The 22,882-nt window shown below is 47.1% G+C and carries 20 protein-coding genes; 15 read left to right on the top strand and 5 right to left on the bottom strand.

From position 1 onward, the window contains the following. Positions 1 to 23: 23 nt before the first annotated feature. The 3 genes from METBU_RS0112940 (at position 24) to METBU_RS0112930 (ending at position 2,756) form a co-directional block, all read left to right on the top strand. Positions 24 to 980 carry a YbgA family protein gene (locus METBU_RS0112940; RefSeq protein WP_017841030.1) on the top strand — a complete coding sequence of 319 codons (957 nt, stop codon included), beginning with the start codon at positions 24 to 26 and terminating at the stop codon, positions 978 to 980. A gap of 162 nt (positions 981 to 1,142) precedes the next feature. Continuing rightward, positions 1,143 to 2,045: a DMT family transporter gene (locus METBU_RS0112935; protein WP_017841029.1), complete on the top strand. Its 903-nt coding sequence runs from the start codon at positions 1,143 to 1,145 to the stop codon at positions 2,043 to 2,045. 207 nt (positions 2,046 to 2,252) lie between these two features. Further along, positions 2,253 to 2,756: a hypothetical protein gene (locus METBU_RS0112930; RefSeq protein ID WP_017841028.1), complete on the top strand. Its 504-nt coding sequence runs from the start codon at positions 2,253 to 2,255 to the stop codon at positions 2,754 to 2,756. A gap of 253 nt (positions 2,757 to 3,009) precedes the next feature. On the opposite strand, the gene METBU_RS0112925 is transcribed toward METBU_RS0112930, so the two are convergent. Further along, complete coding sequence (locus METBU_RS0112925; RefSeq protein ID WP_017841027.1) at positions 3,010 to 3,273, bottom strand: ComEA family DNA-binding protein; 264 nt, start codon at positions 3,271 to 3,273, stop codon at positions 3,010 to 3,012. Positions 3,274 to 3,536: 263 nt separating this feature from the next. Then, positions 3,537 to 4,859, bottom strand: a complete 1,323-nt coding sequence (locus METBU_RS0112920; RefSeq protein WP_017841026.1) for a UDP-glucose dehydrogenase family protein — start codon at positions 4,857 to 4,859, stop codon at positions 3,537 to 3,539. 124 nt (positions 4,860 to 4,983) lie between these two features. Between METBU_RS0112920 and METBU_RS0112915 the strand changes: the two genes are divergently transcribed. The 4 genes from METBU_RS0112915 (at position 4,984) to METBU_RS0112900 (ending at position 12,491) form a co-directional block, all read left to right on the top strand. Next, a complete protein-coding gene (locus METBU_RS0112915; RefSeq protein ID WP_017841025.1) occupies positions 4,984 to 7,104 on the top strand; it encodes a RelA/SpoT family protein in 2,121 nt (706 codons plus the stop codon). 188 nt (positions 7,105 to 7,292) lie between these two features. Further along, complete coding sequence (polA, locus tag METBU_RS0112910) at positions 7,293 to 10,016, top strand: DNA polymerase I (RefSeq protein WP_026130210.1); 2,724 nt, start codon at positions 7,293 to 7,295, stop codon at positions 10,014 to 10,016. Positions 10,017 to 10,621: 605 nt separating this feature from the next. Beyond that, a complete protein-coding gene (locus METBU_RS0112905; RefSeq protein WP_017841023.1) occupies positions 10,622 to 11,470 on the top strand; it encodes an HDOD domain-containing protein in 849 nt (282 codons plus the stop codon). Positions 11,471 to 11,609: 139 nt separating this feature from the next. Continuing rightward, positions 11,610 to 12,491 carry an MBL fold metallo-hydrolase gene (locus METBU_RS0112900; RefSeq protein ID WP_017841022.1) on the top strand — a complete coding sequence of 294 codons (882 nt, stop codon included), beginning with the start codon at positions 11,610 to 11,612 and terminating at the stop codon, positions 12,489 to 12,491. 512 nt (positions 12,492 to 13,003) lie between these two features. On the opposite strand, the gene yihA is transcribed toward METBU_RS0112900, so the two are convergent. Then, positions 13,004 to 13,609, bottom strand: a complete 606-nt coding sequence (yihA, locus tag METBU_RS0112895; RefSeq protein WP_017841021.1) for a ribosome biogenesis GTP-binding protein YihA/YsxC — start codon at positions 13,607 to 13,609, stop codon at positions 13,004 to 13,006. A 417-nt stretch (positions 13,610 to 14,026) separates the two neighbouring features. Here yihA and METBU_RS0112885 point away from each other — a divergent pair, with 417 nt between their 5' ends. From METBU_RS0112885 to thpR, 5 genes are all read left to right on the top strand, one after another. Next, on the top strand, positions 14,027 to 14,707 hold the full coding sequence (locus METBU_RS0112885) for a c-type cytochrome (protein ID WP_017841019.1): 681 nt from the start codon (positions 14,027 to 14,029) through the stop codon (positions 14,705 to 14,707). Positions 14,708 to 15,268: 561 nt separating this feature from the next. After that, complete coding sequence (locus METBU_RS0112880; RefSeq protein WP_017841018.1) at positions 15,269 to 15,889, top strand: thiol:disulfide interchange protein DsbA/DsbL; 621 nt, start codon at positions 15,269 to 15,271, stop codon at positions 15,887 to 15,889. A 43-nt stretch (positions 15,890 to 15,932) separates the two neighbouring features. Further along, positions 15,933 to 17,468, top strand: a complete 1,536-nt coding sequence (locus METBU_RS0112875; protein ID WP_017841017.1) for a GGDEF domain-containing protein — start codon at positions 15,933 to 15,935, stop codon at positions 17,466 to 17,468. Between the two features lie 804 nt (positions 17,469 to 18,272). Continuing rightward, positions 18,273 to 18,893: a hypothetical protein gene (locus METBU_RS0112865; RefSeq protein WP_017841015.1), complete on the top strand. Its 621-nt coding sequence runs from the start codon at positions 18,273 to 18,275 to the stop codon at positions 18,891 to 18,893. Positions 18,894 to 18,904: 11 nt separating this feature from the next. Beyond that, positions 18,905 to 19,420 (top strand): RNA 2',3'-cyclic phosphodiesterase, encoded by a 516-nt coding sequence (gene thpR / locus METBU_RS0112860; protein ID WP_017841014.1) that lies wholly within the window; start codon positions 18,905 to 18,907, stop codon positions 19,418 to 19,420. Between the two features lie 208 nt (positions 19,421 to 19,628). On the opposite strand, the gene xseA is transcribed toward thpR, so the two are convergent. Further along, the gene (gene xseA, locus METBU_RS0112855) at positions 19,629 to 20,978 is read right to left on the bottom strand and encodes an exodeoxyribonuclease VII large subunit (RefSeq protein WP_017841013.1); all 1,350 of its coding nucleotides are present in this window, start codon (positions 20,976 to 20,978) and stop codon (positions 19,629 to 19,631) included. Positions 20,979 to 20,984: 6 nt separating this feature from the next. After that, positions 20,985 to 21,698: a flagellar brake protein gene (locus METBU_RS0112850; RefSeq protein WP_040575327.1), complete on the bottom strand. Its 714-nt coding sequence runs from the start codon at positions 21,696 to 21,698 to the stop codon at positions 20,985 to 20,987. A gap of 244 nt (positions 21,699 to 21,942) precedes the next feature. On the opposite strand from METBU_RS0112850, the gene METBU_RS0112845 reads away from it, so the two are divergent. Genes METBU_RS0112845 through METBU_RS0112835 form a run of 3 tightly spaced genes read left to right on the top strand, consistent with a single transcriptional unit; the run spans position 21,943 to position 22,882 of the window. After that, positions 21,943 to 22,263: a DMT family transporter gene (locus tag METBU_RS0112845; RefSeq protein ID WP_026130209.1), complete on the top strand. Its 321-nt coding sequence runs from the start codon at positions 21,943 to 21,945 to the stop codon at positions 22,261 to 22,263. A 5-nt stretch (positions 22,264 to 22,268) separates the two neighbouring features. Beyond that, positions 22,269 to 22,559: a DsrH/TusB family sulfur relay protein gene (locus METBU_RS24070; RefSeq protein ID WP_017841010.1), complete on the top strand. Its 291-nt coding sequence runs from the start codon at positions 22,269 to 22,271 to the stop codon at positions 22,557 to 22,559. Then, positions 22,550 to 22,882, top strand: a complete 333-nt coding sequence (locus METBU_RS0112835; protein WP_017841009.1) for a TusE/DsrC/DsvC family sulfur relay protein — start codon at positions 22,550 to 22,552, stop codon at positions 22,880 to 22,882. The genes METBU_RS24070 and METBU_RS0112835 overlap by 10 nt, the downstream gene beginning before the upstream one ends.

Genomic DNA, 22,882 nt, shown 5'->3' with positions numbered 1-22,882 from the left:
ATGGATAGCACCATGGAGAGACTATGATGAACGAGCACGCACATAAAATCAGGGTTGGCATCAGCAGTTGCCTGCTTGGCGAGGAAGTCCGTTTTGACGGCGGTCATAAAAGCAATGCCTATATTCGTAAGACCTTGAGCCACTATTTCGAGTTTGTGCCTTTTTGTCCGGAGGTTGAGAGCGGCATGAGTATTCCACGCCCGACGATTCAGCTCAGATATACCGACCGAGGCGTCCGTTGCGTCGGCGTCAAGGACCACAGTATCGATGTGACCGATCAATTGCTTGGTTGTGCTGAGCAGCAGCGGCACTGGCTTTCCGGATTATGCGGGTATATCTTGAAGAAGGATTCGCCGAGTTGTGGAATGACGCGAGTCAAAATATATCGAGAGGATCATGCCGATCGGGTCGGCACGGGCATTTTCGCGCAATTCGTCAAAGACAATTTTCCGCTGATGCCGATGGAAGAGGAGGGGCGTTTAGGCGACCCGAGGTTGCGCGAGAATTTTATTCAACGGGTTTATGTGATGTATCGCTGGAAATTGTTGTGCGCTGAGCCGATAACACCGAGTCGGCTCACTATTTTTCACAGCCAACATAAACTGATTGCGATGAGCCACGATCAGAACGAGGCAAGGGAGCTCGGGCGCTTAGCTGCCAGCGCCGTTAAAGGCAACGCCCAGGAAATTGCAGGACAATATGGTACTGCCTTAATGCGCTGTCTTAAAAAAACGGCAAGTCGGGGTAATCATGTCAATGTGTTGCAGCATATTCAAGGTTATTTGAAAAAATCGCTCGATGCGGACGACAAAGCCGAATTGACCGAAACGATAGAGCGTTATCGCTTGGGACTGTTGCCGTTGATCGTGCCGATCACGTTGCTTCGTCATCATTTTCGCAGGCAGCCGGACCCGTTTATCGGGCAATCCTATTATATGTCGCCTTATCCTGAAGAATTGACGGTATTGAATGAGATTTAGGATTGGGCTCTATATTATTTTTCTTTTTCATTCTTGCGATAATGGATGAAAGGTGAAAGGTGTTTTCTGCGGGAGCGATCACCAGATTCATCTATTGGCAAACCTCGTAGCTTCAAGGTGTTATTTGTCACTAAATTGCAAGTTTAGCCAGTGTTCTTTTAGATGCGTATTTTTCTGGCTTTTTGTTTAATCATCGTACTGTGGTCGACAACGCCTTTAGCGATTAAATGGAGTGGCGAAGGTCCGGGTTTTTTATTCGGCGTTGCCGCGCGTATGGTCATTGGACTGGCTTGTTTGTTGCCTTTTGTCTTGTTTGCCCGGCGCAAATTTCCTGTCGATCGAAAGGCATGGTTGACTTATTTTGCGGTTGCGTTGCAAATTTACGGAGCGATGCTGTCGGTTTACTGGGCCGCACAATTTATTCCGTCCGGTTGGATCTCGGTCATTTTCGGGTTGACGCCTATGTTGACCGCGTTCATGTCGGCATTATGGCTCAATGAACGCAGTCTTGGCTTATTGCAATTAATTGCTTATGGTTTGGGGCTTGCCGGCTTATTGGTGATGTTCGGCACGGCTATGGATATTAGCCGGGATGCCGCAATGGGTATTGGCGGCGTGACGCTTGCGTCATTTTTGCAATCGGCCAGCTCGGTTTTAGTCAAACGCATTGGTGCGGCCTTGCCGTCGGTAACGCAAGTGACCGGCGGTTTGTTAGTAGCAGTGCCGTTGTATTTGATTACCTGGTATCGAGGCGACGGCGTTTGGCCCGATATCATTCCGGTGCAGAGCCTTTTATCGATTGTGTATTTAGGAGTCGTTGCCACGACGATTGGATTTGCTCTGTATTATTATGTGCTGATCCATGTTCCTGCGACAAAGGTTGCCTTGATCACCTTAGTGACGCCGGTTATGTCGTTATTGATCGGCAATGCGGTCAATAGGGAACCGCTTAATGAAAAGGTTCTGATTGGCGCCGGCTTAATCATGGGAGCCTTGCTGCTGCATCAATATAGCGGTTTATTCAGGCGTAAAGAAAAAAACAAAACAGCGATCAGAAGGGCTTGATGAAGGCTATGTTTGCATTAACAGTTGAAATCACGAAATATACTCATCGCAGATCAAAATTCGGCGCAGGGATGCCCGTCAAAGGACGCCGTGAATACGTCCATGTAGGCTCTATGCCAGCTCCATGCTGGCAAAGCCTTTGTCGAGCACCCCGGTGCCTCCTTAGTCACCTGCCGAATTTTGAAGTACGAAAGGTATACAACTGTAATGCCGACTTTTGATCGACATACTTTAAATTACAGCGATCGTTCCGGAGGGCTAATGCTGGACTTTTTAAAACCGAAAAACGTTAAAATTGCCGAGTCAGTCGCACGACTGTTCTATCCGATTATTCACGATATAAAGTCTAGTAATGACGGGGCTTTGCCTGTATCGGTATTGCAGGATGATTATTTGATCGGCTATTTGGCGGGGTCGGTAGCAGTGGCCGCGAGTTTTGCGGGCATAACGAATCCCAAAATTAACGGGCTTACCAATCTACACTTTTTTGAACGCTTGTTTCCGAAACATGGCATGACTATTTGTCGGCAGCACCCGGAAAAAATGTCTTCTTCCGAAGAATATTTGTCAGCCTACCAAGAAGGAGTGGAGAGCTTTAATAAAATAATTGGCGGTTTAGGGGGAAAGGGTTTAAAAAACATAACAGCTAATGAGGTGGATTTAGGATCATTAAGCGAGCATATAGAACATGTTTATCCTCTAACAAGCTAGAAAACCAAAATATAGCCGGCAGAAGTCTGGGGCTGTTATGAATTAATCTAGAAAAAGCTGTTTACCATGAGGCTCATGAAAAATGATTAGTTAATTCAATAGCTTGTTGTTGGGTCGTGTCGGTTGTATAGAGGGTTCGTGCCGCACAATATGCCGAGTGTAGAGCGAATCGGCGCCTAGTTTTGATTAGCGAACAATAAAAAACAACCGGTTGGTTTAATTGCCAACCGGTTGTTTCGTTTAGCGAAGCGGATTATTTTTTAGCGGGATCGCTAAGTAAAATATCGTCTTTATTGTTTTCGACCGTTTTTTCTCCGATTCCGGAAACATTGGCCAATTCCTCGACGGATTTAAAGTCACCGTTTTTAGTTCTATATTGCACGATCGCTTCGGCTTTTTTCAAGCCAATGCCTTTCAGCGCTTCGGAAATAGTTTGAGCATCGGCATTGTTGATGTTGACCGGGGTTGCAAGCGCGTTAAACGACAGCAAAGCTAATAACATTAAGATCTTGTTCATATTTTTTTCTCTCTTATTAAGTTTAACTTAAGGTGGGATAAAACAATTGAACAGTCTAAGTTTATAGCCAACCACGATCGCCTTAGTCTATTCGCTAGTAATGGTAGTCGTTTTTTGGATAATTCCAAGTTTTTCTAGCGAAAACCCTAAAAGGCTGCGTGCGTTGATAGTTGAAAAGACATCGAAAGCGCTATTCTGTTAGTCCATACCGGGGCTGCGCCAGCTATTAGCGCAAACATAGCACAAAAAACTGATCCCGTCTGTTAACGTCCGATTGCGTAATAAGCTAAACCGCTTTGTTTGACAAATGTGGGCTCGAACATATTGCGACCATCGAAAATAACTTTGTCTCGTAAGATTTGACTCAAGTGATCGAAATCCGGACTGCGGAATTGCTTCCATTCGGTAACGATCGCCAACGCATCGGCATCTTCCAGCGCTTCGTTTTGATCCTCGGCATAGATCAAGCCGTTTTTATTTCCATAAATGCGCATAGCTTCCTCCAGCGCTTCAGGATCGTAAGCTCGAACGGTGGCGCCGGCATCGATCAAGGCTTCCAGTAGCACTCGGCTAGGCGCTTCACGCATGTCGTCGGTATTGGGTTTGAACGACAAGCCCCATATAGCGAAAACCTTGCCTTTCAAATCGCCGTTGTAATGATGCTGGATTTTTTCGAATAAACGTTTTTTCTGTCGGTCGTTGACATTCTCGACGGCATTTAATAACTCGGCTTGATATCCGACTTGCTTTGCGGTCCGTTCCAATGCTTTGACATCCTTAGGAAAGCATGAGCCTCCGTAGCCGCAGCCCGGGTAGATAAAGCTGTAACCGATGCGACTGTCCGAACCGATGCCTTGACGGACATGTTCAATATCGGCGCCTAATTTTTCGGCCAAGTTAGCTAGTTCGTTCATGAAGCTGATTTTGGTTGCCAGCATCGCGTTCGCGGCATATTTGGTCAATTCGGCAGACCGGATATCCATCGTGATAACCCGTTCGCGGCTGCGGTTGAACGGAGCGTAGAGTGCTTTGAGTAATTCGGCGGTTCTTGGGTTATCGGTGCCGACAACGATACGGTCCGGCTTCATGAAATCGTCGAGCGCGGCACCTTCCTTCAAAAATTCGGGATTCGACACGACGTCGAATTCCAAGTCTTTCTTGCCTCGTTCTTGAAGTACGTGGATCATGGCTTCTTTGACTTTATCGGCGGTTCCGACCGGTACCGTGGACTTATCGATTACGACTCGATAATCTTCCATGTGTTGGGCAATGTTTTTAGCGACCGCAAGAACATATTGCAAATCGGCTGAACCGTCCTCGTCAGGCGGCGTTCCGACCGCAATAAACTGAAATAAACCATGATTGACCGCTTCTTTGACATCGGAGGTAAAGCGCAAGCGGCCGGCTTCCTGGTTTTCTTTAACCATCGCTTCCAGCCCAGGCTCATAAATCGGGATGATGCCTTGCTTGAGTTTTTCGATCTTGGTTTCGTCGATATCCATGCAGATTACATCGTTGCCCACTTCCGCCAAGCAAGTGCCTGTCACCAGGCCGACATAACCGCTTCCAAATACAGTGATTTTCATAATCTTTGAGTTACCCTTACAATATAAATAAAGAATATTCGAGATTCTAGCGAATGAGCCTCAACACTAACGTGCGATAGCCTATCATGATTGCCAACTTTTTCGAATCAGTTACAATCGCCTCATGAAAAAACAACTACCGCAAATCGAAAAGCTACTTTCGGGATTTTCCGCCGAAGATGCCGTACAAATTGAGAAGGCTTTGGCTCTTGTCGATGAGGCCGATAGCAATCCGCTTAATATTAGACCAAAAGGGATTGCGGTCGCGATGATTTTGGGTAGTGTTTATAGCGATTTGGCCAGCATACTGGCTGCGTTATTAAGCGATTCGCGATTAGCAGGTCGTTTAGCCGCAGCCGAAATTAAGCAACAATTCGGCGAAACGGTTGCGGGTTTAGTCAAGGATGTCAATTGGCTCAATAATTTGCGCGTCTATAGTCCGGAGTTGACACACGAGCCCAATCAAAATGAAACACTCAGACGAATGCTATTGGCGATGACGCACGATGTGCGCTCGGTGCTGATCAAGCTAGCCTATCGTATTGAGCGTCTGCGGGGAATATCGGCGGAAGAACCGGGTGTTCGGCGGTTTATCGCGCAAGAGACCCTGGATGTCTATGCGCCGTTGGCGAACCGGCTCGGGGTGAGTCAATTCAAATGGGAGCTTGAGGATCTAGCGTTTCGCTATCTCGAGCCGGATAATTATAAGCGCATTGCCGAATCGCTTGCCGATAAGCGCATTCATCGCGAAGATTGTATTCAAACATTCATAGAAGACCTCCGTCGAATTCTTAAGGAAGAAGGTATTACGGCAAAGGTTTATGGAAGGCCCAAGCATATTTACAGCATTTGGAACAAAATGCGCCGCAAGCAGTTAGCTATCGACGATCTTTACGATTTACTTGCAGTGCGCGTGATCGTCGATAGCTTGACGGCTTGTTATAGCGTATTGGGTTTGGCGCATAGTTATTGGAAATACATTCCTAAAGAATTCGACGATTATATTGCCAACCCGAAGGAAAACGGTTATCAATCCTTGCATACCGTGATCGTCGACCACAAAGGCAATCGTATCGAAATTCAGATTCGCACTCGTTCGATGCATGAATTTGCCGAATTAGGGGTTGCCGCGCATTGGCGTTACAAGGAAGGCAGTAAGCACAATGCCGCGACCGAAAAGAATATCGCTTCGTTGCGCCAATTGCTGGAATATAAGGATAGCGGCGACAATTTGGTCGAAAATTTTCGAACCGAACTTTTTTCGGATCGGGTCTTTGTGTTGACGCCGGCCGGAAAATTGATCGATCTGATCAAGGGTTCGACGCCTCTCGATTTTGCTTACACGATACATACCGAAATTGGGCACGGTTGTCGCGGGGCGAAAGTCAACGGACGTATCAAGCCCTTAACATATAAGCTTAGGTCGGGCGATCAGGTTGAGATCATCACGGTTAAAAACGGCGAGCCGAATCATAACTGGCTCGACCCGAACTTGGGTTATTTAAAAACGCCGCGGGCGGTCGGGAAGGTCAGAAGTTGGTTTAGACAACAGCAGCAAGCCGAAAATATTGTTTTCGGCAAACAAATTCTGGATAAAGAAAGTAAACGATTAGGATTGAAGTCGATTGAGATGGGTGAATTGCTCAGCCATTTCAAATTTAACGACGCCGAGCTTTTTTATGAAGCGATAGGTCGTGGCGATATTACTAATCGGCAGTTGGTTGCCGCGCTAAAAATCCCCGAATTTGCCGAGCCCGCCTATCCTTCCGCCAGAGGGAGCGAGAGCAAAACGGCGGCAAAATCGACCATCACCGTTGCCGGTATCGATAATGTGGTAACCAGTTTGGCGCAATGCTGTTGTCCGGTCAAAGGCGACGATATCATCGGTTTCATCTCGCATAAGCGAGGGATCACAATCCATCGGCGCGACTGCGAAAATATTTTGACGCTAAGTCCCGAACAGCAACCGCAATTGATCGATGCCGAATGGAGTTCGGAGCAGCCATCGCGCCATAATGTACCGATTATTATCCATGCTTTCAATGCGCAAAACCTGCTCAGCGACGTGACTCGTATCATGATGTATGCTAAGGCGCATATTATCGATGCCTCGTTAAAAACGCATCCGGATTTATCGGCAATACTGACGATGACGATCAATATCGAAAGCACCGCCCAGCTAAGCTCGGTGCTCGGCAGAATCAGCCAATTACCGAATATATTGGAAGTTAAGCGTAAAACATAATTTGTAATTATTCAGCATAAGTCATGTATGAGAAGGTGTCAGGCATTGATTTATAAGGCTGTCTGCAACAGGACGTTGCAGTCAGAGCTTACAGGGATGTATTCACGCGTCCTTAGAAATCAATGCCTGACACCAACCTACCGCATGCGCTGAATAGTTACCTTAATTTAAATCACAAACACATCGGCATGACCCAAAACAAACAAAAATATTTGGTATTAATCGACGGCTCGTCTTTTTTATTTCGCGCCTACCATGCGGTACCACCCTTGACGAGCCCGGATGGCACGCCGACCAATGCGATATACGGGGTGGCCAATATGTTGCGTAAATTGATGACCGACCATCCGACCGATTATATCGGCGTTATTTTCGATGCGCCCGGAAAGACCTTTAGACATAATCTATACGATCAATACAAGGCACACCGACCGCCGATGCCGGACGATCTGCGCGTACAAATAGAACCCTTGCACCGCTTGATTCGAGCGATGGGCCTGCCCTTGATCATGCAGCCCGATGTCGAGGCGGACGATGTTATCGGCGCATTTGCCAAGCAAGCCGAGCGAGACGGATTTCAGGTCGTCATTTCAACCGGCGACAAGGATATGGCGCAATTGGTTACCGAACATATCACGCTCGAAAACACGATGTCCGGCAGCCGTACCGACCGCCAAGGCGTGATCGAAAAGTTCGGCGTGACACCTGAACAAATCATCGATTATTTAGCCTTGATGGGCGACACGGTCGACAATATTCCCGGCGTGCCCAAGGTCGGGCCAAAAACGGCAGCTAAATGGCTAAACGAATATCAAACGCTGGAAAGATTGATCGAATGCGCCGATCAAATCAAGGGTAAGGTCGGTGAGAATCTACGCAACGCGCTCGATCAACTGCCGTTGTCGAAGCAATTGACCACGATTGATTGCGATGTTCCGTTGCCATGCTCGGCGGAGGAATTAAAAATGAATCCGGTCGATCAAAGCGAACTCAAGTCGATGCTTGTCGAATTGGGTTTTACGTCTTGGTTGAAAATACTGGAGCAGTCCGCCGATGTCGGCTCCGGCCGGGACGCTAAAGCTGTCGAAAGTCCGCAAGCGATTGATGCGCGCTATGAAACGATCTTGACCGAACACGATTTTGAACGTTGGCTCGAGCGGCTCGAGAAGGCCGAGTTGTTTGCGTTCGATACCGAAACGACCAGTCTTGATTACAGCCGCGCCGAAGTCGTCGGGATATCGTTTGCGGTCGAAGCCGGGCATGCCGCTTATTTGCCGGTTGCGCACGATTATTCGGATGCACCGGAGCAATTAGATCGATCCGCCGTATTGGAAAAAATGCGTCCGCTGCTGGAAAATCCGAATAAAGCCAAACTGGGACAGAATCTTAAATACGACGCCAACGTGCTGGCCAATCACGGTATAGAGTTGCGCGGTATCGCTCACGATACGATGCTCGAATCCTATGTGTTGAACAGTACCGCGACTAAGCACAACATGGATGATTTGGCGAAGACGTATCTTAACTATACGACGATACATTACGAAGATGTCGCGGGGAAGGGCGCGAAACAGATTCCGTTTCAGGAAGTCGCCATCGAACAGGCGACGCCTTATGCCGCCGAAGATGCGGACATCACCTTGCGTTTACATGAAGTTCTGAGTGAAAAACTCGAACAAAATCCGTCGTTGGTGCAATTGTATCGAGAAATCGAAATTCCTCTGGTCGAAGTGTTGTCGCGTATCGAGAGAAACGGGGTATTGCTCGATACCGAAATGCTGGCGCGGCAGAGCCAGGAGTTGGCCGCCCAGATTGCCTCGATCGAGCAGCATGCGCACGACCTGGCCGGGCAGGCATTCAATTTGGGTTCGCCGAAGCAAATTCAAAGCATTATTTACGATAAGCTGAATTTGCCGGTACTGAAAAAAACCCCGACCGGACAGCCGTCGACCGACGAATCGGTGCTGCAGGAATTGGCTGCCGATTATCCGTTGCCTCGTTTGATTCTCGAGCATCGCACGACCAGCAAGCTGAAATCGACTTATACCGATAAATTGCCGCAACAGGTCAATCCGAAAACCGGGCGCGTGCATACCTCCTATCATCAGGCGGTCGCGGCGACCGGTCGTTTGTCTTCGTCCGATCCCAATCTACAGAATATTCCGATTCGCACTCCCGAAGGCAGGAGAATACGGCAGGCTTTCATTGCGTCGCCGGGCTATGTGTTGGTTGCGGCCGATTATTCACAAATCGAGCTGCGCATCATGGCGCATTTGTCCGGCGATGCCGGTCTTTTGGCAGCTTTCAAACAAGGGCAGGATATTCATAGCGCGACCGCGGCCGAGGTCTTCGGGGTCGAGCCTGAGCAAGTTACCGCCGATTTACGGCGTTCGGCCAAGGCGATCAATTTTGGCTTGATTTACGGCATGTCGTCGTTCGGCTTGGCGCAGCAATTAGGCTTGACCAGAGGGCAGGCGCAATCTTATATCGACATGTATTTCGCGCGGTATCCCGGTGTCAAAGCATTTATGGATAACATCCGAGAGTTGGCGAAAAACCAGGGGTATGTCGAAACTTTATTCGGCCGTAGGCTTTATTTGCCGGAAATCAATTCGCGCAACCCCGCGCGCCGTCAATACGCCGAACGAACCGCAATCAATGCGCCGATGCAAGGCACCGCCGCCGATATCATAAAGCGCGCGATGATCGCTTGCGATCGTTGGCTTCAAACAGATTCGCCCGATGCCCGAATGATCATGCAGGTGCATGACGAATTGGTTTTTGAAATTGCCGAGTCGGCCGTTTCCGGGTGTATCGAAAGATTGAGGGATTTGATGAGTTCGGCGGCAACGCTCGATGTGCCGTTGATCGTCGATATCGGTACCGGTCTGAATTGGGATGAGGCGCATTAGTCTTTTTTAGGCGCATTACGTTTTTTATAAGGATTGAACTTTTCCAATATTATTAAATCGTAATGTTATACGTCAGTTATGACGTTGGATCAGTCCATTCCCCTCCCCCTCTTTAATGGACTGATTCTTTTCCTCAAGCCCCATTGAATGCATTCTTATCTTTGGGGCTCTCTTTCCGATAGCGTTTCTCTGCTATGCTTATGTAACGATACCCTTTATCAGTCAAATTTCGGCGTTCTGTTAAGGAAGTAACTGAACCTGCTACAAAGCGGATAGTTATACCCTTCGCACTTGAAATTTCGGCATTGCCTAAGGAGGCGCCGGGGTGTGCGGCAAAGGCTTTGCCGGCATGGAGCTGGCATAGAGCCTACAGGGATGTATTCACGGCGTTCTTTGACGGATACCCCTGCGCCGAATTTTGATCTGCGATGGGTATATAGGAAGTTATTTGTCACGAAATCCTAAGTTCTGCCCCATATATAGCAAGCTTTTCGGTATTTCGTGTCCTTGTGACAAGACTTCGGTAGTCTATGCCGGAATGACACGGCCTTAAAAAGTTGTGTTGATACTCACATCATGACATTTATCTAAAGAGAGCATTTCCAATGGTTGCGGCTGTCGACAACAAGTTATTCATGTTTGTGGAAAGTATGCCGGCTTTTCCGAAAAGCGTGCAAAGTATTTTAAAGTTAGCCGATGACAATCAATCTTCCGCCAAGGATTTTGTACAAATTATCGAATGCGATCCGGTGATGACGGTCAAGATTTTGAAAGTTGTTAATTCTCCTTATTACGGTTTGCCTCAAAAAATTAGTTCAATAACGCGCGCTGTCGTCCATCTTGGAATCAATACGGTCAAGAATATGGCGTTGGGCATTGCGGCAATCGGTGTTCTTAAGCCCGATAAAAAAGCGGGCTTAAATGCCAATGGTTTTTTAATGCACTCTTTGACTACCGCATTGATCACAAAATTACTCGCCGAGCGACAAGGTTTATCGCCAAATAAATGCAGCGATTATTTCGTTACCGGTTTATTGCATGACTTTGGAAAGTTGGTTTTTGCGCAGTGTTTGCCCGAATCCTTTAGTAATGCGTTGATGGAAAGCCGTAAGCGGAGCGTTTCTTTACATTTGATGGAGCGGGAGTATTTAGGTATCGATCACGCTCGTTTGGGTAAGCTACTAATTGATAAGTGGTGCTTTTCTGAAGGCATCGGTGCTGCGATCGAGCATCATCACGATGAGGACGGCTCCGACGTCTTGCGCGATAGTGTTGCTGTAGCTAATCAAATCAGTAAAATCTTGCGTTTTGGTGACGGCGGTAATCCGGTAATCGATAAGTATTCGGAAGCGCAGTTCTCGTTGTTCGGTTTGTCTTTGGATGAGCTGATCGTTTCTCTGGGTGATTTGAGCTCGATCAGAACAGAGGCTTTAATGATGATTAGTTGCGAGTAATCGCTTAGGGTCTGGGTATGCGGATTTTTTGCATGACGCTATGTATGACTGCGTGTATACCCATCGTAGATCAAACCCTAAGCACTCCCGACATTTGAAGTGCGAAACGAATATTTTCAACGCTGAATCGAGGGATTGCATGCAATTGAAGTTCAGAGGCGTCCGTGGCTCCATTCCGACACCAGGGCCTAATACTGTCAAATATGGCGGGAATACTACCTGCATAGAAATTCGTACCGATAGCGGGGAGTTAATAATTCTCGATGCGGGTACCGGTATTTATTCGTTATCGCAACAACTGGATAAGGATAAGCCGGTCGATGCGCATATTTTCATTACCCACACGCACTGGGATCATATTCAAGGGCTGCCTTTTTTTGCGCCGGCGTTTATGCCGGGTAATCAGATTACGATATACGGCGGGTTGGATCCAGTCACTCAACAAGGCATACAAAGGGCGCTGGCTGTTCAATTACAATACAGTTTTTTTCCGATTCGGGAGGCCGAGTTAAAAGCTACTGTTCGTTATGTGACTTTGACGCCAGGTAAAAGCGTTATGGTGGGCGATGCCCGAATTACTCCGTTATTGCTTAATCATCCTGTTCTAAATTTCGGTTATCGTATCGAATGCGGCGGCCAGTCTGTTTTTTTTACGGGGGATTACGAACCGTTGTTTAATATTTACCGGCCCGACGATCAAGAATACGAGTCTTTTCAATCCATGGTTGATGAAAGATTCCTCGAAGTGTGTGCCTTTATACGGGGTGTCGATGCATTGATTGTCGATGCGTCCTATACCGAGGAAGAGTATGTGTTTAAAAGGGGGTGGGGGCATGGAACCTATCAGTCAGGGCTAAACTTGGCGGTCCGGTCTAATGTCAAGCGCTTGTTTTTTACCCATCACGAACCCAATCGCACCGATATGGACTTGGATAACATCTATCGGCAATTGCTCGAACAGCACCAAAAATTAGATATAGAGTTAAACATGGCACGCGAAGGTGTCGAATATGTTATCTGAAGTCGATATCGTCCGGATTTTAGAAGAAGTATACCCGTCGTAGATCAAAATTCGGCGCCGGGTGTGTCCGTCAAAGACACCAGTATCTACATTCCATCGCCCATGGTTATACCTTTCGCACTTCAAATTTTGGCAGTGCTAGAAGACACTGCCATTAAGTTAAGGATTTTTCCGTTCGCCCTGAGCCTGTCGAAGGGTGAATGGAAAAATCCTGGGCCGATAAGTTAAGCCTTCCATGGTTCGACAGGCTCACCACGAACGGCTTAACTTAAGGCAGTGAGTGCTAGAAGAGGGGCCTGGGTGTCCGACAAAGCCTTTGCGAGCGCTATGGATGGCGTGAATGTCGATTTTGCAGGAGCAAAAATCGACCTAGCACCCCGGTGCCTCCTCAGACACTACCGAAATTTGAAGTACGAAAGGTATAATTCAAGAGTTTCATGTGCTCCATCTTTAAGTTGCCGAATTCAGATGCATGTTGAAAAAGCGTAAGGAGCATCGAAATTTTTTCGAGTTTATGACAATTCAAAGTTCAGCCATTGATCGAGTAATTGATGGATTTCGTCGACGCCTTGTCTCTTTAATGCCGAAAATAATTGAACCGTGACTGGGACTTGAGCTCCGGAAATTTCTTTTTGCACGGCCAGTAAGGTATTTTTTGCCGCGCCGAATTTCAATTTATCGGCTTTAGTTAGCAGAATATGTAAAGGCAACCGGGATTGTTTGCACCAGTCCACCATTTGTAGATCGAATTCGGTCAGTGGATGGCGAATATCCATCACCAACACAATGCCGCATAACGTTTTACGATTATTTAGATAGGTTTCGATCATGCGGTGCCATTGTTTTTTGATTTCCAATGGTACTTTGGCATAACCATAGCCCGGTAAATCGACAAAGCGTGTGCTTTCCGTTATCGAGAAAAAATTCAATAATTGCGTTCTCCCCGGGGTTTTGCTGATACGCGCCAACGATTTTTGACCGGTTAACGTATTGATTGCACTGGATTTACCCGCGTTGGAGCGGCCCGCAAATGCAACTTCGAGTCCTATATCCTCAGGGGCGTCTTTAACGTGAGGGGCGCTGTTTATGAATTTTGCTTGATGATACACTGGATTCATCGTTATCTCGCTTAGCTAGAGTATTTAGAGTAAAATTTCCGGATAGACCCGATAGGCGTGTGCCGTTTGAGGGGCTTCCGTGCTGGACTTTTGGGTTCGCAAATCGGCGTGGTCCATTGAAAAATCGTTAGGACCGGCTTTTTTGATTTATACTTCGAGCGGACATGTTTTTGGCTTTTGTGACGAAGCTATTTTGCTTGGCGTAATGCTATTGGCTTTCTTTTTCGACCTTCAATTAGCTATGATTTTAAATGATAGACAATTGAGGTGATGAGTCTTTTACACGCGTCCCGGTGCCGAATTTTGATTTAATCATGGGTATAACTGTTTTTTTGCAATGCCGCTATCGGACAAAAGAGCCGGCTAGATAATTAAAATGTAATCGCTAGAAGTATACTATTCCGGAAGGGGAATCTAATGAAAAATAAACTATTGGCACTTTCAATTGCTCTGTTGTTCATGAGTCAGCCGGTCATTCTACATGCAGAAGGCAATAGTAAGGCAGGAAAAGAAAAAGCGACCGCCTGCGCGGGGTGTCACGGCGAAAACGGCAATAGTGCGGTCACTAATTTTCCGAAGTTAGCTCAACAACATGCCTCTTATCTGATCAAGACGCTTAATGCCTTTAAAAGCGGCGAGCGAAATAATCCGATGATGAGTCCGATCGCGATGGGCTTGAGCGATAAAGATATGGCTGATATTGCCGCCTATTATGCCGAGCAAAAGATTTCGACGAATAGTCTACCGGTCTTGCAAAAAGACGAAGATGACGACGAAGATGATAGTGAGGATTCTGCAGATGCCAGCGAAGACATCAAAGAGCTATTGGCCTTAGGCAGTGATCTTTACCGGAATGGGGTGTTGGCGAGTGAAGTGTCTGCTTGTATCGCTTGTCATGGTCCGTTTGGAGAAGGGAACAGGCCGGCGGCATTTCCTGCGCTTAAGTCGCAGCATGCCGATTATTTGATCAAGACGCTCATAGATTTCAAAAGCGGCGAGCGGAGTAATAACCCCGAAAATATGATGCATATGATTGCCAAAAAAATGACTGAACGCGAAATCAAAGCGGTTTCTTATCATATTTCGGTCATGAAGTAAGCAATGCGCGATTGCTTTTATAAAGCGACTTATACTCATCGTAGATGAAATTCAGCTTCGGGGTGCTCGTCAAAGGACGCCGTAAACCCAGCCCCCAAGGCCTCCTCCGGCACTGCCGAAATTTGAAGTGCGAAAGGTGACCGCTATTGTAATCCTCCGATTAAGAGCATTTCTCACGATCCGTGTGCTTGTTTAACGACCGAACCCGCTACAAAACTCATAGCTCCAGGAAGTTATTTTTCACGAAATCCTTAGCGGATCGGTAAAATCAAATTTCCCGCTATGTCATTTTTGCCCGGCTTTAATATTTTATATACCCGTCGTAGATCAAAATTCGGCGCCTGGGTGTCCGCTAAAGGACGTCGTAAATACGTCCATGTAGGCAAAGCCTTTATGAGCGCCATGGATGGCGTGAATGTCGATTTTGCAGGAGCGAAAATCGACCGGACACCCAGGCGCCTCCTCAGGCGCTGCCGGAATTTGAAGTGCGAAAGGTATATTTGTCTTTCTTGGCGTCAATATGTTTTTATCGAGCCTGCATTTTTAAGGAGAACTTGAATCATGTTAAATAATAAAATTGTTGCTAGTGGTTTTTTTGTGTTATTTGGTTTAGCCGGCCTGGTAAATGCAAAATCTCCGGGTTACGAAGTCTTGTCTACGCCGCAACCGACTCAAAACCCCGATAAGGTCGAAGTGATCGAGTTCTTTTGGTACGGCTGTCCGCATTGCTATCATTTGGAACCCGATTTGAACAAATGGCTAAAAACTAAGCCCGATAATGTTGATTTTATCCGGCAGCCGGCTATCTTTAATAGCTTATGGGAAAAGCATGCCAAGGCGTATTTCACCGCAGAAGCGCTGGGTGTCGTCGATAAGGTGCATGCCGATTTCTTCGATGCGGTTCAGAACAAAAAACAAAAATTGGAAAGCGAGGATCAGCTGCTTAAGTTCTTTAGCGAACATGGCGTTACTGAGATCGATTTCCGCAATGCCTATAACTCCTTTCCTGTCGATTACAAAGTGCGCCAAGCTAAAACCATGGCGGCTCGTTATGGCGTCAATGGCGTTCCCGCTTTGATTATCAACGGTAAATATCGTACAAGTGGGTCACTGGCCAAGACTCAGCAAAACATGATTGATGTCATGAATCGTCTGATAGAAAAGGAAAGTTCCAGTCAATAACATTAACGCCCGATGGCTCCGGGTTTAATCAGAGGTTTGTTCGATGGTTGCTTGGTCTAGGAAAGATTTCGATAGCGAATGGAAAGGTAAGTATTTTAAGTTGCTGCATGAGCAGGAAACTGCCGACAAGCAAACGCAAGAAAACGAAGCGCTGCTATGTAAAACAATAGCCCGGCTAACTTTAGCGGCGAAAGGGTTGAATCATCAACTAGACCCTTATTTGATGCGGATTCATAAAACGGTTAAATCCGGGTTGAAGAGTGCGCAATTAAAAATAGAACTCGAAGGCTTGACCAAGTTTTCACTCAATATCGGTGATTCCGGGATGAGTGCTTTCGATGCCGTGCTTTTGTTTGATTATTTGCTCAAATTGTATTCCGATGACAAGACCGTCAAGGTTTTAAAGGTATTGCAGCAAAAATTCGAAAGCGGTGAATTTAAAACCAATGATGAGTTGTTTTTGGCCTTGGTCAATGCTACTGAGCCTCAATCTATAGAGTCTTCCTCCACTCCATCGGGTCACGCCGACAAAATCAAAACAGAGATTCTCAGTCAGCAGCTTCTATTATTGTTAGAGGATATTGAAATTCCATTCGAGTTCGAGGAATCGACCGAGCGGTTAAAAGCGCGACTGCAAAATCAGTCTTCGGCTTCTTCGTTCAAGCAATTATTGAACGATTATGTTTCGCTGTTGGTTAAAATTAAAAACCATATTCAATCCGAACAAAAAGATATTAAAGATTTTTTGTCCGAATTGACCGAGCAATTGACCGAATTAAGCTTGCAGGCGATCGGTGCGAATGATGCGAATCGACAAACTCAGATCAACCGTAACGAACTGGATCGCTTTGTATCGATACAAATGCAGGAGTTGCAAGACAGCTCTGCTAAAGCAACCACATTGGAACCGCTAAAGCAGTTAATAGGCACTCGGATTGAGCTGATTAATAAGGAAATTCTGCATCATCGGGAAAATGAGGAACGAGCGAGGGAAAAAACCGAGCTACAGCTCAACGAATTGACCGATAAAATCAAACGCATGGAAAGCGAATCGAGTGACTTGAAATTAAAGTTGTCGATAGCGTTAGATAGAGCATTACGCGACCCTTTGACAGGGCTCGGTAATCGAATGGCTTATGATAATCGTCTCGACCTCGAAATAACTCGTTGGCAGAGGCATAAAAGCCCATTGACGCTGATCATTTGGGATATCGATCATTTTAAAAAAATCAATGATACATTAGGCCATAAAGCCGGCGACAAGACGTTGAAAATCATTGCTAAATTATTGAGCGAAAACTGCCGGCACTTGGATTTTTTGTCGCGCTTCGGAGGGGAGGAGTTTACAATGTTGCTTCCTGAAACCGATCAGGAATCGGCATTGACACTGGCCAATAAGTTACGAAAAATTATCGAAAAAACACGTTTCAACTCGGGTAACGGGTTTCTCACTATCACCTTGTCCTGCGGGATTAGTCAATTCCGAGAGGGCGACACGGCCGAATCAATTTTCGATCGGGCTGACAAGGCCCTTTATCAAGCCAAGCAAATGGGTAGAAATCGTTGTATGGCCGGATGAGTCTTAACTGTCTCGGTAATAAGTGAGTCGTAAGGTTATGGTTAGCTGCGCGTACTTTTTTAGGCTGAGTATTTGCGGAAGACTTGCGAAATGGTAAGCGGTGCGGTCTTCATGCGGGGCGGGTTATACCTTCCGCACTTCAAATTTCGGCATTAGCCTATGGAGGTGTCGGGATGTTAGGTCGATTTTGCTCCTGCAAAATCGACATTCACGCCATCCATGGCGCTCGCAAAGGCTTTGATAGCATGGATGCTATCATAGAGCCTACATGGACGTATTTACGGCGTCCTTTGACGGGCACCCCGGCCCGAAATTTGACAAGCAAAGGGTATATTCAACCCGACCCGAACGTTTTGATTTGCTTTGGCCACGGCCCTAGGGCGGGGTTGCAAACCGTGCGACTTGCCAAACAAGGACGTTTTCGGATATACCCATCGTAGATCAAAATTCGGCACCGGTGGTCCGTCAAAGGACGCCGTGACCCTAGCCCTAAATGATCCAACATAATTAACCATAGACAATGGGCTATGGAATTTAGGTGCTGGGTGAATACGTCCATGTAGGTCCCTCACCTAGCGTTAGGTGAGGGACAGAACGCCCAGGTGCCTCCATAGGCTAATGCCGAAATTTCAACTGCGAAAGGTATAAAGCATGTAGCCCGTATGCAGCGTAGCGGAATACGGGAATGGCGTAGCTCCGAGCTTCCCGGATTGCGCTACGCTCCATCCGGGCTACGCAGTTTAGACTTGCCGGAAGAGATCGGTAGCGATTTGGCAGCTGGGTGCTTCGCTTAGCTTGATGCACATGGGTAGCAAACCCCGTCCCGCCAAACAATTCGGTCTGCAACAATATTTCAAGTCACTTAATTATCGTCTAGCCGTCAATTTATTTCGAGGTTGCTTGCCTATGTTCATCAATACTTTAGCGTTGATTATCGCGCAAGGCAGCCTGATCGGGCTTGCCGAGGTGTTTATCGTAGCTGTTTGTCTCTATGCGGTATTGTATATTAGTGCTCCCTTTCCGGAGCAGGAAGCTACGGAAACGGCGCTTTCGACCGACGGGGCTTACCAGTATTTATTGGCTGGCTGGTTAGGCGAATTCCAATTGTGGCGGATTTTTTGGCCTTTTTTTGTGGTCTTGAATGGCGCTTTATATGGAGCGGATTATTGGGTTTGGACCGGGGGCATCAGTGTCTCGAGTTGGTGGAATATTCATTTTATTCTGGCGGCGCCTGTGCTTTGGTGGGCTGTCGGTATATGGCGAAGTTCACCAAAAAGCAGTTCTCGTCTGTGGATCGCTATGTCCAGATTAGCTGTATTTGGCGCCCTAGCTGAATTCGGCATGAGGCTCTATATCTATTTCAATTTACCCAGGCAGTTTTTCAATTGCGAAGAGTTGATGTTGGATTATTTTAGTTGTTTTTAAGCTGAATAATCGTGAAAAGACTGTTTTTTGCGTTATGGCCGGATGAGGCGGTCCGAAGTAAATGCGAAGAGTTGGCGCGTCGTTTGTTAAAGACTGGCGATAGGTCAGTTAATCCGGGTAACCTTCATGTGACATTGGTATTTTTAGGGGCTGTTAACGACGTGTTCGAGTCGGCGATGGTTCAAGCCGTCGGCGAAATGAAAAAGCTTGAGCCGGTCACGATCCATTTCGATGAGCTTAGTTTTTGGCGAAAACCGGGCATAATATGCTTAACCAGCAGTAATCCGGACGATAAGGCGATGATTTTAGCCGAGAGTTTGTCGGCAATGGTTTCATCGCTCGATCATCCTATTGATGGGCGAGCCTATCGGCCGCATGTGACACTGATAAGAAAAGCCAAGCAATCGTTTCAAACGGAATTCGAACCGATTATTTGGCATTCCAATACTTTTTGTTTAGTCGAATCCTGTTCCGCGCCTGGGGGCGTTGATTATCGGGTTATTCGGCAGTGGTCGCTGCTGGGCTAATATACCCATCGTAGATCAAAATTCGGCACCGGGGTGTCCGCCAAAGGACGCCGTGAATACGTCCATGTAGATACTCTATGCCAGCTCCGTGCTGGCAAAGCCTTTGTCGGACACCCCTGCGCCTCCTCGGGCACTGCCGAAATTTGAAGTGCGAAAGGTATAAAGTATCGATGATTCGTTTCGCGGATTGATTTTGGTGCGGAGCTTTTTACTCCTCGGTAATCGTTTCCACGCGACTGGTAAATCGTCCATTGGCCAAACGAGTCAATACAACAGCGTCTTTTTCGATTTGCCGGGTCGAGCGAATTACTGCGCCGGTTTCCGTGTCGGTGACGAGTGCATAGCCTCGATTTAGCGTTGCCAAAGGACTGACCGCATGAAGCGTTTGGCCGGCTTGGTTGAGCTGCTGATGTAAGTGTTCGAATTTTCGTTGCCAGGCGTTATTGAGACGCTGCTGAAGATAATGTTGTTGTAGGGCAAGGCTGTTGATTATGCGCTCAGGCGATTGGTTATGTAGCTTTGCCGATTGAGTGTCTAGAGTCGAGCAACATTGCAGCAGTTTGCGCCGAGTCGCGCGGGTGAGTCTTAGCTCCAGTTCGTCAAGGCGTTGGGCGTTAGCGGCTAGTTTTTGGCCGGGGTGTTGTTGTTTTAGCCGCTTATCGAGCCAGGCTAAAGTTTGTGCTTTTTGCGTAAGTTGTCTGCCGAGATGTTGCGAAAGTTTGGTTTCCAGCGCAATAAAACGACTTTGCCATTCTCGCTGATCGGGAACCGCATGCTCGGCGGCGGCGGAAGGTGTTGGGGCGCGAAGATCGGCAACAAAATCGGCGATCGTCACGTCAATCTCATGGCCGACGCCGGCGATAACCGGGATGGCGCTTGCTGCGATTGCGCGCGCGACGATTTCTTCGTTGAAGGCTTGCAAGTCTTCCAGAGAGCCGCCGCCGCGGCCGAGGATCAATACGTCGCATTGGTCGAGTGTGTTGGCCAGATTCAATGCCCGGACAATATCGTGTTTGGCGTTATCTCCTTGCACCGAAACCGGGTACAAAACGACCGGAATAGCTGGAAAACGCCGTTTTAGCACGGTCAGTATGTCTCTGATTGCGGCGCCGCTAGGAGAGGTGATGATGCCGATGCGATGAGGCAGTGCTGGTAGAGGTTTTTTGCGAGAGGCGTCGAAGAGTCCTTCCTTCGATAATTGATGCTTAAGCGCTTCAAAGGCCATGCGCAGTGCGCCGTCTCCGGTTTCCTCGAGGTTTTCGACGACTAGCTGATAGTCGCCGCGAGGCTCGTATAAGGTGACTTGTGCGGTTGCAATCACTTGCAGTCCGTTCGCCGGCTTAAACTTGAGGCGGCGCAGTTGGGTTTTGAACATCGCGCAACGGATTTGCGCGGCAGTATCTTTCAAGGAAAAATAAATATGGCCGGAAGAGGGAGTGCTTAAATTGGAGATTTCGCCTTCTACTCGAACCGAGAAAAAATGCTCGTTGAGCACTCGTTTGCTTTCCCGGTTGAGTTGTGAAACCGTATAGAGTTTATTGTCGAGTGTTAAGGGCATGTCCGTTTAGGTTTTTTGTTTAAGTTCTCGTTCGATTTGTTGCATATAGCGTTGTATGCAGGATTCGAAGGCGGGTGATATCGAGGTGAGTCGGCAGCCTATTTTCATGGTTTTGTCCGGCTTATTCGGGTTTAATGGTATGCGGTAGAGCACTATAAACTCGATCGCGTCTTCTCCAAGGCCATCCAAGGCCAATCGGCAATCTTTAAAGATTTGACCGGGCGATAATATCCGGTTAAGCGGTTCCGAATCGTTTAACAAGGAAAAACCGGGGATACTAATATCGTAGAGACGAAGTGGAATGACTTTGTCTGCAACGCTTAGTTTTAGATGGCTGGTTTTCGAAAGTGGCGATTTAATTCGATAAAATTGACGGCGTTGCAGCCACAGCATGCTTTCAGGTATCGGCATTGCAAAGACGGCATCGCCTTGATAGTTGGTTTTGGCGATGTCTTTGCCCTCGAATTTTATTTTAATGCCCGACAATACGGTGCGGAAGACTGCATTTGATGTGCCCGGTAATTGTCTGTTTTGGTATTCCTTGGGGCTGAGATCGAACAGAAGGCTATGTGTGTCCGTATCGATGGCAATTAATGTGGTGATGAACGATTCGTTATTGCCGATGTTTAGATTGATTAGGGCCTTCTCGTTAATCAGCAGCGTCAGATGATTGATGATCTGGCGTTGGTCGCGTACGATGTGATCCGATTGCTTGTTCATAATGGGGTGCAAATAAGTTATAAAAGTACAGCCTTTATGGCGAAGCATGGTTCTGCGCCGATGTGCAGTTTGAGTCGTTGCAAGCATCAAGGATCTGTGGTGGCGAGTTTTTTGTCGGGGCAGAAATCCGTCAAAATATTCGGAGTATTAATGTGACAGGCTGAAAATTGATGTGCAATCGGTCTATCAAACGATTTGATATTGTAGAATATTTGATCGATAAGTCTATGAGGTATTGAAGCGCGTGGCGTGGTTTTTGTTGTTATGTGCGGGTTTGGCGGAAATTGTTTTTGCATTAAGCTTAAAGTATAACCAAGGATTTACTCGTCTTTGGCCAAGTTTGACGACAATCGTTTTCGGTGCGGCCAGTTTTTATTTGCTAATGTTGTCAATTAGAACGTTACCGCTGGGTACTGCATACGCGGTATGGACCGGCATGGGCGCGGTCGGGGTTGCCGTTATCGGTATCGTGCTTTTTAAGGAGTCCGCTGAAATTTTGCGGTTGTTTTCCATTATTCTGGTTGTTGTCGGATTGGTGGGACTGAAGTTAACACATATCGAATAATCAGTATGTTGCATTTGATTTTTCAGTCATCCGAAGTGGATGCCGTTTTAGAGCGTATTGAAGCCGGCGATGCGGTGGTTTTTTTAGGTTCGTCAATACTTCGTCTGGTCGGGCGAGGGGGTTTGGCTAAGGTTTTGACGCAATCGGCTAAGTCTTGTTATTTGTGTGCATTATCCGATGATTTGTCTTTATTCGGTATCGACCGGGGCGATTTGATTGATGGAATCAGGGTTATCGAATATGTCGAGTGGGTCGAATTGGCAGCTACGCATAAGCAGTCGTTGTCATGGTGCTGAATGCCGAAGGGGAATTTCCCGCCCTGACGGATCAAGGGTTTTTGGTCGATATGAATGACTGGAGCGAGGCGGTGGCGCGCGACCTTGCTAAGGCCAACTCGATTACATTAAGCGATGCGCATTGGGAAATCATTTTTTTTATTAGAGGCTATTATCTTCAATTTAAACACTTGCCAAACGCCAGGGTTTTTACTAAGGCAGTAGCTAAGCATTTAGGTGCGGAAAAGGGCAATAGCCGTTATTTACAACGATTGTTTCCGGAGGGGCCGTTGAGGTCTGCGTGTAAACTGGCCGGTTTGCCGAAGCCTCCGACTTGTTTGTAA

This window comes from Methylotuvimicrobium buryatense 5G, from assembly GCF_000341735.1.
Classification (GTDB): domain Bacteria; phylum Pseudomonadota; class Gammaproteobacteria; order Methylococcales; family Methylomonadaceae; genus Methylotuvimicrobium; species Methylotuvimicrobium buryatense.
This window is presented reverse-complemented; position numbering and strand designations above follow the sequence as displayed.